Origin of the sequence: Myroides odoratimimus, assembly GCF_038039805.1 — a bacterium.
Taxonomy (GTDB): domain Bacteria; phylum Bacteroidota; class Bacteroidia; order Flavobacteriales; family Flavobacteriaceae; genus Flavobacterium; species Flavobacterium odoratimimum_B.
The window spans coordinates 1-15,692 of record NZ_JBBPHK010000014.1 but is presented as its reverse complement, the minus strand read 5'-3'; the positions used below and the strand labels follow the sequence as shown (position 1 = coordinate 15,692).

At 30.7% G+C, this 15,692-nt stretch carries 10 protein-coding genes; 6 read left to right on the top strand and 4 right to left on the bottom strand.

Features of this window, described 5'->3' with window-relative positions; all coding sequences use genetic code 11:
* Positions 1-47 precede the first annotated feature (47 nt).
* From AABL85_RS11210 to AABL85_RS11200, 3 genes are all read right to left on the bottom strand, one after another.
* Positions 48-713, bottom strand: coding sequence for a response regulator transcription factor (locus AABL85_RS11210; RefSeq protein WP_006260933.1), 666 nt, complete (start codon positions 711-713; stop codon positions 48-50).
* Entirely contained in the window at positions 706-1,470 is a 765-nt protein-coding gene (locus AABL85_RS11205; protein ID WP_006260932.1) for a sensor histidine kinase, read from the bottom strand. The genes AABL85_RS11210 and AABL85_RS11205 overlap by 8 nt, the downstream gene beginning before the upstream one ends.
* Positions 1,471-2,097: 627 nt before the next feature.
* On the bottom strand, positions 2,098-2,412 hold the full coding sequence (locus AABL85_RS11200; protein ID WP_006260930.1) for a hypothetical protein: 315 nt from the start codon (positions 2,410-2,412) through the stop codon (positions 2,098-2,100).
* A 184-nt stretch (positions 2,413-2,596) separates the two neighbouring features.
* Between AABL85_RS11200 and AABL85_RS11195 the strand changes: the two genes are divergently transcribed.
* From AABL85_RS11195 to AABL85_RS11170, 6 genes are all read left to right on the top strand, one after another.
* Complete coding sequence (locus tag AABL85_RS11195) at positions 2,597-3,433, top strand: RteC domain-containing protein (RefSeq protein ID WP_341310134.1); 837 nt, start codon at positions 2,597-2,599, stop codon at positions 3,431-3,433.
* A 289-nt stretch (positions 3,434-3,722) separates the two neighbouring features.
* Positions 3,723-5,333 carry a T9SS type A sorting domain-containing protein gene (locus AABL85_RS11190; protein ID WP_341310133.1) on the top strand — a complete coding sequence of 537 codons (1,611 nt, stop codon included), beginning with the start codon at positions 3,723-3,725 and terminating at the stop codon, positions 5,331-5,333.
* 3 nt (positions 5,334-5,336) lie between these two features.
* Positions 5,337-8,360 carry a hypothetical protein gene (locus AABL85_RS11185; protein ID WP_341310132.1) on the top strand — a complete coding sequence of 1,008 codons (3,024 nt, stop codon included), beginning with the start codon at positions 5,337-5,339 and terminating at the stop codon, positions 8,358-8,360.
* A 12-nt stretch (positions 8,361-8,372) separates the two neighbouring features.
* On the top strand, positions 8,373-12,077 hold the full coding sequence (locus tag AABL85_RS11180; RefSeq protein ID WP_341310131.1) for a DUF6443 domain-containing protein: 3,705 nt from the start codon (positions 8,373-8,375) through the stop codon (positions 12,075-12,077).
* Entirely contained in the window at positions 12,077-12,631 is a 555-nt protein-coding gene (locus AABL85_RS11175; protein ID WP_341310130.1) for a hypothetical protein, read from the top strand. Before AABL85_RS11180 ends, AABL85_RS11175 begins: the two co-directional genes overlap by 1 nt.
* Before the next feature lie 1,596 nt (positions 12,632-14,227).
* Positions 14,228-14,482: a DNA-binding protein gene (locus AABL85_RS11170; RefSeq protein ID WP_006260091.1), complete on the top strand. Its 255-nt coding sequence runs from the start codon at positions 14,228-14,230 to the stop codon at positions 14,480-14,482.
* 354 nt (positions 14,483-14,836) lie between these two features.
* On the opposite strand, the gene AABL85_RS11165 is transcribed toward AABL85_RS11170, so the two are convergent.
* A complete protein-coding gene (locus AABL85_RS11165; protein WP_341310129.1) occupies positions 14,837-15,523 on the bottom strand; it encodes an MBL fold metallo-hydrolase in 687 nt (228 codons plus the stop codon).
* Between the last annotated feature and the right edge of the window lie 169 nt (positions 15,524-15,692).

Sequence of the window (15,692 nt, the reverse complement as noted above, 5' to 3'; positions counted from 1 at the left end):
TCTACAATCATCAGTAATTCAAATCAATACGTGATTTCACGGTATTTTTACCGTGTTTTCCTCTCTTTATTCTCTTTCTCATCAATATCCTCAATATAGTGCCAACGAAGTGCATAGATAATGACTCCTATAAAATTACTAGAGCCTGTTCTATCCATCAAATTTTCTTTCATCTTTTCAATAGTACGCGGACTTAAATTAAGTTTATCTGCAATCTCGCTAAGGGTATATTGCATTGCATAGAGTTTGATTAACTCAATTTCTTTACTTGTAAAAACAACTTCCTCATTATCTTTTTGCTCTTTGACTTTACTGACTGTATCTTGTATTTCTATATCATAATATACTCCGTCTGTATACACACAGTAAATAGCTTCTTTAAGTTTAGAAAAGGAAATATTTTTAGTTAAATATCCTGATATATTATATTTAAGCATTCTTTTTATACTACGATCGTCACAAAAACTTGTAAGTATAAGTACCTTGACATTTGGATGATTTTTCTCAAGTAAACTAGCCACTTGATATCCGTCCATAATTGGCATCGAAATATCTAAAAAGACAATATCAACACTAATTCTTTTTAGTTTTTCTAATAGTTCAATACCATTAGAACAATCAAATAAAACTTCAATATCTTCTATTTTTGAAAATACATTTGAAAAATTCTGTCTAAACAATCTATGATCGTCAACTATAGCTATTCTAATCATTACTTTGTTTATTAACGGTTATACTAATCTGATTACCTTTACTGGTAGATTCATGGCTAAACTTAGCCTTAATCTGATCTATTCTTGTCTTTATATTATAAAGTCCAAGTCCCACACTTTTTGATTTTGCATTAAAATCATACTCAACCCCATCATCAAGCAGATATAAAACTAGATCGTATCTACTCCATACAAGGTATATCTCAACAAAGCTTGCCCCACTGTGTTTAAGAATGTTCTGGGTGAGTTCCTGTACAATTCTATATAGCTCTAACTTTTGAATATCACTTAAAACAAAACTGGCTTTTGTAGAATTAAAATAAAATTGAATACTAGTTACTTTAGATACTCTAGTTACATAGTTATTTAAAAGCTCTGTTATTGTATTGTCTTTGATAAGAGGTGGGGATAAATTATAACTGATTCTAACAGCTTCCTCATAACAAAAAATTATTCCATCGTATAAATCAGCCTTTACTTTAGCTATTTCTTCTTGATCTTCACTAAGATTTAAAAGAATCATAAGGTTTTTTAAATTTCCAAGATCACTACAAATACCATCGTGTAGTTCCTTGGCGATCCTTTCTCTTTCTTTGTGTTCTACAATTAAGTTGGTTCTTAATTGCTCTTTTAATATGTCATTTTGATATTGATTGATTCTTTTTTGGTAAATCACAACAATGATAATAACCATGATAGCTAGTGAGATCATAATAAAAGTGCCAAGCCAAAAAAACAATTCTAGTTTATTTTCCATACTCCCACTGATAATGTTATTCTTAATATCAAATTTGCTAGTACATTAACTAGCCAAATATCACCCATATATAAATCATCTTTGTTAATACAGCTAATAAGCATAAACAAAGAAATAGTAGTGCTGTAATAGAAAAACAATCCCATAATAACATAGAAAAGCCCTTCTTTGTATAACTTTAAAATCTGTTTTTCATTAGATATCTGTCTAATCCACAAAAAGCTACCTACCAAAACAAATAAAGTAATATAGGTCTTGTTAATACTTGTGGATAAAAACGCTGATTTAGTATTAAAATAAAAGATTGACAAAACATAGAACAAAAGAAAAAGACCTAGAGAAACTTTAAAAAAAGCTTTAGGTCTTTGTCTTATACAATGACTAAATAAATAATATACAGCACTAAACTCTAAAAGAGAATATATCTGATACCACCAAAGAACACTTACCTTTAATTGTAAACTAACAACAAATTCATATAAAGATGAAAATGCCATAAGACTAATTAAAGGCACAACAGATCTACTAGGTATACTTTTATATTTTCTACCAGATATAAACAACACAATAGGCATGCAGCCCATAAGAAGTGTTGCATATAAGAGTATGCTGTACAACATATAGTCATTACTTAATAAGTTTACTGTCTTTAGGACATAAAGGAGGACAAATAACAAGGTGATCAACAATAACACCATTTGTTAAATCCTCTCCTGTTTGGTCCACTCCTACTAAGACTAAATTTACTTTGTTAGTTGCCTTATCTAAACCTGGATAAATACGAACTCCTATACCCCCGTCTTGAGACAGTAGTTCGTTTAATTTATTTGTTCCAATAAAGTAACTCTTAGGTAAATCAGGGTTGTTTTCCTGATAAGAGTGTGTAAGTTCTACAGCCTTTTCTAGGCTAATTTGATCTGCACTATTTTTAGTAACTTCCATAAAATTAGTAATTTAAAAATTAAAACATAAATATTTATAATTTTCAAACAATTTGCAATACGTGTTTTCCGCATATTTTACAGTGTTTTCACGTATTGACTTCTAGTTTTGATTTATTTTATTTTAAAAGGGCTAATACTATAGGTTTTTAACTCGGTGCATAATTAACCAATACTCATTAATTATGACACTAAACACACAGCACAAAAGCGTATTAAAACAAATCGAATCAAAGGAAATTGAACTAAACTTAATTGATTCAGCTTCTATTTCAAAAGCTTACGAAATGATTCAATTCTTAAGACTTCTACTTATAAAGCTAAAAGAAGAAATACTTCGGGTAGGGTTCAAAAATCAAAAAGACGAGATTGATTTTTTTAAAGTAATTAAACCTCAAATCTTAGGCAAACTAATCTTCTATAATAAGATCTATTCTATAGAAACAAGCTGTCCAATAGATATCATTGTTAAGAATAAATACTATCATAAGCATCTGGAAGAATTAAACCTGGAGTATAAGAAGTATTTTGCTCACAATGAATTTTATAAATACTACAACGCTAACCGTAACGATAAAGACATCGAGTACTTTACTCTTGGTAAAACGGATTTACTCATCGGTATAAACAGTTTCATCTTTGAAATAGATGCTCTTTTCTCCACTTATTATGATTATAAGATTGCTCGTATAATAGCTCATGACTTACTTCAGAATTATCTTCATGAGAAAATACAAGAATATGATATTAGTACTAATCAGATAATATCATCTAATTTAGTGTGGTCAGAATCTCAAAATGCGCTCATAGAACTTATCTACGCACTTTATCTATCAGGGTCTATTAATAATGGTAAAGGAGAAATACGCAAAATAGCAATGTTATTTCAAGAGTTATTTGGTATAAAACTCTTAGATATACATCATGCCTTTCACCGCATGAAAACAAGAGCTAAATCCAAAACGTGTTATTTGGATAAATTAAAAGAAGTCTTAGAGGAGTATATGAAAAAAGATAGCTAAATATACTTTACTTTAAAAAAGTCTAATCTCAGTATACTAGAAGGTTAACCCAAAGTATGGTTTTTATTTTTATCAAGTATAAATAAATTTAATTTCAATTAATAACGTTAAAATGATGACCAAACTACAAACTTTAAATATTATAAATAATCTACTAAACCCATATCTGTCTTTTTTTTATCAATAATGCACATTATAATATACAAAAAGAGCTAAACAGAAATAATATTATTTTCTAACAATTGTATTTTTTATAAATTCGCAATCTTATTAACATAAAAAATATTTAATGAATTCTAAAATTACTTTTAAAAAAAAGTCGGTTTTTATAATCACATTACTCTGTAGTTCCATTAATTGTTTTTCGCAAAAAGTACTTTGGGAAAAAACAATAGGAGGTAACAATTCAGAGTTTTTGTTTGATTTAAAGCCGACTCTAGACAATGGTTTTTTACTTGCAGGCACAACCCAATCAAATAAAAGCGGAGACATCTCAAAACAAAGGATTGGTAACTATGATGCTTGGCTTTGGAAAATGAAAGCTAGTGGAAAAAAAGAATGGGAGATGCGTATTGGAGGTGATGGAGATAACTATCTTAAGAGCATTGATTTTACCAAAGAAGACGGTGGATATATTCTTGGTCTTACCTCTAGTAGTACAAAGGATATCTTTAAAGAGAAAGACTTAATTGGAAAAGCAGATGCTTGGATAATAAAACTTGATGCTGCTCGTAATGTATTATGGCAAACTACGCTTGGAGGGTCGGAAAGTGAAGATCTAGTAAAATTGTTGCCTCTAGCAGGTGGTGATTATATAGCTCTTATTAATAGTAATTCGATAGAAGGAGGCAATAAAACCGAACCTTATTTTGGAGGACAAGATATTTGGGTAGTAAGAATTAACTCACAAGGAACTATAAAGTGGCAAAGAAGTTTTGGTGGTGAATACGATGATATCGCTTCTGATATTATTTCAACTAGTGATAAGGGGTTCTTAATTGGTGGATATAGCAACTCTGGTATTAGTGGTAATAAGACAAGTGAAGCATTTGGTAATAACGATTATTGGGTAATTAAGATTAGTTCTGATGGAAAAGAACTTTGGCAAAAGTCCTATGGAGCAGAGGGCAATGATCAGCTAAAACAAATCCAAGAAGTAAATAAAGACAGCTATAGAGTTTATGGAATATCTGATTCTAATGCTGGAATTGCTAAAAATAGCTCACTAGAATCTGAAATAGATTATTGGATTTTGGAACTTGACACTCAAGGAGAAGTTGTCCAAGAAATCAGTTATGGCTATGGAGTAAAAAATTATCTAAGCAATGCCTATATAAATGAAAAAGGAGATATGTTTTTAGGTGGTACAACACAAGAAAAAACAAGCCAAGATACCAAAGTAAGTTATCTAGGTACTTTACTTGACAAAGAAGGTTATGTTATCTGGGAAAAAAGCATTTCAGGAAGAGGAGAAAATGTATTATCTAAATTTATAGAAACCAGAGACGGGGCTTATGTTTTTGCTGGAACCTCAGATAGTGGGAAAAGTAGAGAAAAAAGTTCACATAGGGGAATGAATGACTTTTGGTTTGTAAAATTAAAAGCAAAATCATCAGAAGATAACACTAAAGATGAAAAATCTGAGGATGTAAACGATTTAGAAAAACCAAAACTCGAAGCTGTACCTAATCCAGTTGTTACCTATACTAATATTATAATTCCTACTGAATATAACATAGGGGTATTAAAACTATATGATTTAAGTGGGCGTTTATTACATCAACAAGTGATTAAACATCAAACAGAAGCAATAAATCTTGGTGGTTTTCCAAAAGGTGCTTACATAATATCAATCAAAACTGATACTATGGAAGGAAGTATAAATATTTTAAAGAAATAACAAATGAAACAAACAATACTATACTTTTTAATTCTATACAGTTTTATCTGTCAAGCTCAAAATATTACTCCAAGTAAAGATATGGTAAGTAATATAACCCCTCCACTTCCTGAGAGTGCAAGTTTAATAGGTAAAAGTAATCTAGACTCTAAAAATAGTCAAGGTAAATTAGACTTTAATATTCCTATTTATTCAATGAATTATTACGGATTCGAAGTGCCAATTACATTGAGTTATGATAGTAAAGCTAACAAAGTAGCTAATAGAGCCTCTTCAGTAGGTTTAGGATGGAACTTAGTAGTTGGAGGTCAAATCAGTAGAGTAGTTCGAGATAGCGAAGATGAAAGTAATTTAGGTTATTTAACATTTGGGGAAGGGTCTAGCAAAAACTTTGAAGCAGATAAAACCTTAAGAACAAGAATCGCAGATAAGTTTATAGCAGGTGCTCCAGAAAAGCCAGATATGGAACCAGATATGTATTATTTTGATTTTAATGGTGTTTCTGGATCTTTTATTATTGATAATACAACTTTTGAACCTGTCTTACAAACTTATGAAGATCTAAAAGTGAAAATATTTTTTAAATCTAATTCTAAAGTGATTGATAGATTTGTAATAACAGATGCTAGAGGTAATCAATATTATTTTGGAAAAGATGAAAAAGGTAATAATTCTGCAATCGAATATAGAGGAACGTCTTATACTTATATGATAGACAATCAAGATAGAGTTCATGATATGGGAAATTCAGGTAACGCAAATACAATTCTTACTTGGAAATTAGTGAAAATCATCACTGAAAACAAGAAAGAAATTACCTTTGATTATATAATTAATGATACTCAATATAAATCAGTATCTTCAATAGCTTATGATAATGTACAGACTGAAGATGATTTTGGTAATATTAAATATTCAATACAAGAGATGATTTATTACACTGATACTTACGGAAAAGAAATGATGCTGTCAAGTGTGAATTTTTCTGATAAGGGAGCCTATATTTTTAGATACGATCATGGAAGGCAAGATTTACCTGGAGCAAAAGCATTAAGTGAAATAATTGTTTATGGTAACGTTTCTAATACACCTTATCTAGTTAAGAAGTTAGATTATTCCTATACAAATAATACATCCATAAGTAATATGATAGGTCATTTAAGAAATGAAAAAGATACTCAAAAAAGGATGTTCTTAAAAGAAATAAAGTCTTATGACACTGAAAAAAAAGAGTTTATTTCGGAGTATCAATTTAAGTATAATGATGCTATGCCAATGCCTAATATCTTTTCAAAATCAGTAGATTTATGGGGATATTATAATGGTAAGAAAAACAATAGTTTTATTGAAAATACATACAACCTTAACAGAGAGGTAGATCCTTATTATAGTTCAATAGGACTTTTAACTGAAGTTATAAATGCTACAAAAGGAACTATAAAAATAGATTATGAAGCTAATAAGGTAATAACACCTTCTTATTTTAAGTATTTATATCTTCGTTGGTTAAAACCTATAAGGACTACTAGTTTAGGAAATGAAGTATATGGTCCGGCCAATAGAGTAAAAAGTATCAACTATTATACTGATAATTCACTTGTAAACACAAGTAATTTCTCTTATGAATTAAATGGAATATCTACGGGTAGAATATATTCTATACCGGCTTATAGTATGATTCAGCGTCAAGTAGGTAATAAAGTATTCTATCTATATGGGAAATATATTACAGGTGGTTTAATAGAGGATTATAATACTGGTGAAATAGGATATTATATGGTCACTGAAGAAACTCCTAATCTAGTAAAAAATGAAAGATATTATACTAGTTACGGTAACAGAGGGCATTTTTATGTATTCCCATTTCATGTTCCAATTGACTTAGGATGGACAAGAGGTAAACTAATAAAAGATAAATCATATAAATACAATAATAACAGTTGGACATTACAAAGAGAAGAAGAGTTTGTTTATAATTTTTATAAACAAAACAGCCATCCTTTTATTTGGACAGATGGGTATACTATAAAAGATATGGTAGATGCTAATTATGATAAAGAGTTTGATTTTCCATATTTAGCTAGTAGTGGTATTACTTATAGTAACACAGTACCCACCTACCAAAGTAGTAATTTTAAAAATGTAGTTCCTTTATATAAGTTTTTGAGATATTATGGTAATACAGAAATAGATCAACTTAGTTATGGTAGAACTAATCCTGATGTGTATAGAAAATCTTTCTTTGTTGGAGGAACCATGAATGTGATTCAAAAAAATATTACTGAATATGAAAATGGAGTAAGTAGAAAAACTATTGAGAACTATAATTATAATAGCGGATATCACAATTTCTTAACTCAAAAAACAACTCAATTTTTTGGATTAGATAAGATTGAGGAAAATTACCAGTACGTACAAGATTTAAACTCTTCTAAAGCAGATTACAAACAAATGATTCAGGATAATGTTCTTTCTAATGTAATGAAAAAAATATCTAAAAGAAATGGAGAAACATTATTTACAACTGAGAATTTATATAAGGACATTGGCGGAAATATATTTAGGTTAGAGAACATAATTGTTCAAAAAAAAGACGGTACCCCTGAAGAAATGTTCAAAAGTATTAAATACTTTAATGCAGAAGATGGTAAATCTGATTGTCTCGGAGCAGTTAAGGAAGTGATAGATAAAAATAATATTCCAACAGCATTTCAATATAGATATGGAAATGTTATCCTTAAAATGCATGGTAGTGAATATAAACCTGTAACTATCTTCGCATGGTTAGACTTGGAAGCACAAATGTATAAGGAATTTAAAGAAAAAATAGCAAATTGGAATAAAAAGGATGGTGTTAATGTTGAAGGATATATATATGATAAATATGAAATAAATTTAATTGAAAAAGTTAATTCAAATAATACATCACAATATTACGATTATGATAAATTCAATCGTCTTAAATTAATTAAGGATGATAAAGGTAATATCCTTCAAGAGTACGAGTACAATTATAAAAACAACTAAAGCTATAATGATATGAAGATATATAAATATATAGGTCTATTAAGTATTTGTTGTTTAAATACTCTATTGGCTCAGACAAAAACTCAAAATTATATAAAGACTACTCAGTATACACAAGGAACTCAACAAAGTAGTACTACTGCGTCTCAGAAAACACAAGTGATCTACTATGATGGTCTAGGCCGTCCTATACAGGAAGTAGCAGTAGGAGCTAGTCCAAGTAGGAAAAGTATCGTTAAGTATACAGAGTATGATTTAAATATTGGTCAGACAAAAGATTTCTTAGCCTATCCTACGGCTAATGGTAGTGCTGAGTATGGAGCTAGTGCTAAGACAGGGACACTGAACTATTATAAAACTCCTAAGTATGAAAACACTGTAAATCCTTATAGTGAAACTCTATATGAGAAATCACCTCTGAAAAGAGTATTAAAAACAGGTGCTCCTGGAGAAGATTGGAAAATTAGTGGAGATCATACAGTTGATTTTTCCTATCGATTTAATACCGCAAATGAAGTAAAATACAGACGTGTAAATGCTGTATTAAACGCAAGTAAAGGATTTTATGATTATGCTACAGCTAGTAATGTTGGTAATGGTTTTTATCCCGCAAACTCTCTTTATGTTACAACAGTATCTGATGAAAATGGTAATGTAACAGAAGAGTTTAAAGATCAAGAAGGAAAAGTAGTGTTAAAAAGAGTATATAACAATACTCAAGAACTTCCAAAACTCTTTAGTGTAGCCTCTAATGCACCTATGTCAAGTCCAATGCCTAGTGTAAGTAATATAATTGGTGATGAACTTAAAGGAAAATCTGTACAAGATGTAATAGATAACTTTGATAAGATAGTAGATAATCTAGAGAAGAATGCTGACAAGGAAATTAACAAGACAACCACTACGGTTGAAGATTTACCTAATAACACTTTAAGAGCTTCTGGGTCTACCACAGGCATTGGAGAAACACTTGATACTTACTACATCTATGATCAATATGGAAATTTATCAGTAGTCACTTCTCCCCTATTAAACGGTGATGTCACTTTAGCTAATCTAGACAAACTAGGTTATCAGTATAAATATGATACAAAAAATCGCTTAGTAGCTAAAAAGCTACCAGGAAAATCTTGGGAGTATATGGTCTATGATAAAGGAGATAGACTTGTAGCTATAGGACCTGTATATGATCCATTTGGAACAGAGAGACAAGGCTGGATGGTAACTAAATATGATGCGTTTTCTAGAGTAGTTTACAGCGGTTTTTACTCTGCTACAGCACCAACTGAAGCAGGACGAAAGACATTTCAGGACAATGTAAATACAAGTACTGTTTCATTTGAGAAAAGAGCTGGAGCTATTTCTGTTGATGGAGTTTCAATAGCTTACACAAATACAGTATTTCCAAAAGATGGATTAACGCTTTTATCTGTAAATTATTATGATGATTACGCTTATCCAGGAGCAGCCACGAACTTTACAGCCATAGAAGGACAAGAGGTTATACAAAATGTAAAAGGGTTATTAACCGGAACATGGAATAGAGTGATTACTACAAATAGTGAAAAGAAAGCTAATATAACTTTTATGTTATATGACTATAACAGTCGTGTTCTTAGAAGTTATACAAAAAATTATTTAGGTGGATATACACAGGTAGATACTAAATACTCTTTTACAGGATTACCTTTAAAGGTTACTACTAAGCATCAAAAAGATACTTCAACTCCTTTAATGACTGTATTAGAAGAATATGTGTATGATCACGCTGAAAGACTCTTACATCAAACTCATAAGGTTAATAGTTTAGCTGAAGTAGTTGTTTTTGAAAATGTATATGATGAATTAGGAGTTTTAGAGAAAAAACGTATTGGAGGAAAACGCTCTAGTACCACTCCAACAGCTAGTACATTTTTACAAGAGGCACAGTATAAATACAACATAAGAGGATGGCTTACAGAGATAAATAATGTTAGTAATATAAATCAAGTAAACAATGGCAAAAGCTCTTTGTTTGCTCTAAAGCTTAATTATAATAAATCAGAACAAGGTCTAACAGGGGTAAAACCGCTTTATAATGGTAATATCTCAGAGCAAATCTGGACAAGTGCAATAGACAATAAAAAGCGAGGTTATGGTTATGTGTATGACGGAGCAAATAGATTAGTCTTAGGCTCTTTTAAAGCTCCTGATTTAAATTCAGCCTCTACTGCTAGTCTTTTTGATGAAAAATTAGAATATGACAAGAATGGAAATATTTTAAAACTAGACAGAAATGGAGCTTCTTTAGCAGGAGTAACAACAGTTATAGATAAACTAACCTATGGGTATGAATCAGGTAGTAATAAACTATCAACAGTCAGAGACGCTTCAGGAAATCAAGAAGGTTTTAAACAAGTTAATACCACTGGTGCTGATTACGCTTATGATGATTTTGGTAATTTAACAAGTGATAAACACAAGAAAATAACCAAGATTAAGTACAATCACTTAAATTTACCTGTTGAGATTAATTTTGGAACAGATAAAATAGAGTATCTTTATACAGCTTCAGGGGAGAAAACACAGAAGAAAGTAACCGAAAAAGGCGTAGTTACGCTAACAGATTATCTAGGGGGATTTCAGTATGTAAAAGGTAAACTTAGTTTCTTACCTACAGCAGAAGGTTTCTTTAATGCAGAGACAAATGCTTATGTGTATCAGTACAAAGATCACTTAGGCAATGTAAGATTATCTTATAGCGATAAAAGCGGAGATAATACAATACAGTCTTCTACTGAGATTATAGAAGAGACCAACTATTATCCTTTTGGTCTCGCTCATAAGGGGTATAACCAAAAGAATGATGCTCTGATAAAAGATTATAAGTATCAGTACAATGGTAAGGAAAAGCAAGAGGAATTAGGATTAAACTTCTATGATTATGGAGCTCGTAATTATGATGCTGCTATAGGTAGATGGATGAATGTGGATCCATTAGCGGAACAGGGACGTAGATGGTCACCTTATAATTATGCAATGGATAATCCAGTATATTTTATTGACCCTGATGGTAGATTCCCTCTACCTCTAATTACTGGAGCTATTGGAGCCGCCGTAGGCGCAGTTTATGGTGTTGCTACAAATAAAAGTTGGAAAGAAACATTAGCATTGGCTGGTGGAGGATTTGTTGCTGGAGCAACAATGGGTTTAGGAACAGTTGCGGTAGGTGCTGTGGGCGGTGCAGCGACTTTAGGTACAGCAGGCACAATTTATGCAACAGGGGCTTCTGCCATTGTTGGCGGAATGTTAGGAAATGCCACAGAACAAGCAATTAAAAATGGTGGTAAAATAGATAAAAATGAAGTTTTAGTTAATGGAGTTTACGCTATACCAGATGCAATTCTTGGAGGTGCTGTAGGAAAAGTGAGTAAGGGGATGGAAAATGGCTTGTCTAATTATTTTGGTTCTAAACTTGCAGAAGAAACATCCGAAAGTACTTTAAAAGGAATGAAAAAAGAGATTACAAAAGATTTAAGAGCTCAAGGTCTAGGAAGAAGACAAGCAAATAAAGCTGCTAATCAAGCAATCAATAAGTATCAAACAGCAGTAGAAGAAGGGTTTAAAGCTACACAAATTGGAGTAAAAGCAACAGGCAAAACACTAGAAGTGACACTATCATCAGTTCAGGCAGGGGTTGTAGATGAAATAAAAGAACAAACAGAAATTAATAAATAATGAAACAAAAATTAAATAAAGAATTTTATAAAACGATTGGATTTTCAGTGTCTATATTTGTATTGACATTTTTCTTTCTTAAAGAATATGTTCTCCAATCTTCTTCAATTTTAGGAAGTCTTTTTTCTAGTATTATAAGTGTACTTTTAACTTTTGGTCTTACATGGTTATTAAAAAATAGAAACCTCTTTCAAAAGATAATTGTTCTTCTGATTTATGTTATTTTTATTGCAGTTTTTGCTTACTCAAAAAAAAACAATTCAATAACGGATGATCCAGTTAGTAAAACTAATATAAATTCTGTTTGTGGTAACTGGATTGCAAAGGAAAATGATTTAATTCTTAAATTGGATATTAATGATGAGATAATGAGAATGAACTTTTATCCTAATAATAAGCAATTGGTTTTTGAGTATGAAATAAAAGGTCAAGTAATTGATTTTTTTAATGATGAGGATGCGTCTTATTTTCAGTGGGAAATTTTAAAGCTGACAAATGATTCATTAGTTGTACTTGAAAAAAAACAGATTTTAAAATTTAAAAAGGAAAAATAAGGGTAATGTACTCGATATTGCAGATTTGCAATCTGTGCCCACAAAGAGAATTAAAAAAGTCATTCCTAACGGAGTGGCTTTTGCTTTTATAGCGTTTTAAAATGTATCAAACTGTTAAAATAGAATCCAAGTTATCCTGTATTTGCTAGGGAATTTAAATGAATTTGAAAAATGGCACTCAGAGTATCCTCCTTCCCCGTAACGGCTATTTCAAGACTAAATCCCTAGATTTTTAGTACCAAGTTACCTCCCATACTGTAAAATTATGTACCTCCTTCAATCGATACCTCCGTGTTCCAAGTGAAAACCCTACAGTTTTCAAATTCTACTGACCAGTGTGTCATTTTGGAACACATATTTTTCCATTCAGAAAAATATTTTTGAAAAAGGTGCTAAAAAGCTACACTTCTCGAGATTCGTTAGTATTTATTGTAAAAACCTCCTTGTATAGACTTCCTGTATCTAACCTATAATGAGATACTAACTAACCAATAAAAATGAAATATGAAAACCTAAAGAAATTTATAATAACCACTAAAGCATTCAGAATTAAAATATCTAATGTATCCTAAAGTATCAGGAGACACCTCTTTATCAAGCAAGAAAAAAGGTGTTATAATAAATAATCAATTTCACCAACGACCAATTCAGGAGTATCTAAAGAATCTAGTAAATATAAATCTTCTAGTAAAACAGAAATAAAGCGATTTATTAAAATATATGAGATAAAAAATGAAAAAAACAGTTTATTATTTCTTTATAATTGGGTTGTACAGAAACAAAAGAGAAAAAAGTTATTATAAGAAGTGTTAAAATAAATATTTCTAATGAGACCATCTTGACTTAATGACAAACTTAGCACACGCTGTATCACAAAATGAACATGATCCGATTCATATCCTATCTTATTATTTCCTCACAAACTTTCACTAAACTAAGACCGGCTTCACCTTTAAGAACTTTAACGCCTATATTTCATAGAAAAAACTATATGATACAATAGCAACGTCTTATAATGACTCTTATAAATATGCTAATCATCCATAGAATTAATTTACGCCTTTTCAAACTTTTTCATCTGCCCCCTTGGTAAGCCTCGAGAAATTCTTTAGAGTAAAGCTAAATATACACCCCGACAACACAATAATAGCATAACAAGTATATCATTTCACAACAAAATACATCAAATTAAATTAGTTAACTAATAATATAAAATAAACACAACAAAACACTGAAAAACAAAACAAAAACACACAAAGACTAAAACTGATATTTTCACTAAAATATTCGCTTCCATCAATCAAAAAAACAGATGATTATTTAAATTTTTAGTACTTTTTTAATACATTTAAAATCATTATATTTGATTTTAACCTAATTTACTAAGGTGAGCTATTAGGTGAGTTGGTTTTTTACAAACAAGACAATTAGTTGATTTAAAGATATTTACAAGGGTTGGTTCGAATCCTGCCACAACTAAAAATTAATGTTGGTTTGCATCTCATTTTAACGCCAACCTCTTCTTTATTATTCCAGTAATACTAAGCACTCCTATTCTCCACATAAATTAGTTGTTTAACCTTAAAAACAACTATTATGGACAATCAAATCACAAAAGAAGATCTAAGACTGTTTAGTCAAACAATCGTTACAGAATTAAAAGAGTTTTTTAGTCAAACTCCAAAGGAGAGTTCTCTTGAATGGGTAAAAGCAAAAGTCGCAAGGCAACTTCTTAGTATTTCAGCAGCTTCACTACAAACACTTCGCATTAGTGGAAAGCTTCGATATAGAAAAATACTTGGCTCCTATTATTACAGTAGAACTGATATTGAAAACCTTTTTAATGAGTAGTATATGAGTATATCAAATAAACTACTTCGTTATATTGTAGAGCTTAAAAATGATGCTAGACTAAATGTCTGGCATTTTGCTCTACTACTTGGAATTATTCAGTTTGCGTTTTTACAAAAACAAGGTAAACTAATTATAGTAAGTAGGCGTAAACTGATGAAATATGCTCATATTAATACACTTCCTACTTATCATAAATACTTAAAAGAACTCCAAGAATTGGGCTATATAAAATATACTCCCTCGTATCACCCTGACATACGTAGTACAGTTGAATTATTGCATAAAAGCCTATGATTGTACGAGGGAGTAATTACTATTAAACTAACTTAGTTATAATATCTATTAACTGAGTTAGTTTTTCTTGATACTACTCTTAGCAACAAATTTCTCAAACTCCTGATTTATGTTTTTCATAATTGGTCCATGACCGAAACAAATGATACGAGGATGTAAATTCGCTAACTTTTGAAGAGATTGAATGTTTTTCTGTTGATCTGAGGTAAACATGTTTCGTGGAAGATGTAAACCACTAATTGTAGTAAGCAGATTCATATTAGTAGCAGCATCGCCTATTATCAATATTCCATCTTTTTCTCTAAATAAAGATATATGACCATCAGAATGTCCTGGTGTCTCTATTACTCTAAAATTTCCAATCATATCATTTTCAACTATTGTAGTTGTAACTATATGTCCTTGACCTGCCCAGTACCTCTGTTGAAGTTTTGCTACCAAATTTTGAGGATTTGGATAATCTTTAGTCACCATACCTGTTTCTGTTCTAAAGACTTCGTTAGAGTGACAAAACAAAGGGATAGAAAAATCCGTACATATCTGATCACTACAACCTTGATGGTCCGCATGTGCATGGGTAAGTACATGCTTGTGGATTGGAATTTGTTGCAGAGCTTTTTTTATAATTCTATAGGAGCTTCGTATTCCTGAATCGACCAAAACTCCTTCAATAATATAACAGTTGATACTATTTCTTGGCATTAAAGGAATCTGAAATACTTCCGGGGCTATTTGATGTAACATATTTTTTTTATTCAAAACTACATTACTACTCTTAAGCTTGATGTAGACATTTGTCCTATAATGGATTCTTATGTATTTGTCCTTTAGCTCGTGTAAGTGATCGTTGTGTGATTCCTGAATATTCCACTGAAAGTGAACAGCCTATTCCGGTGTGAAAGTGAACAGTCTA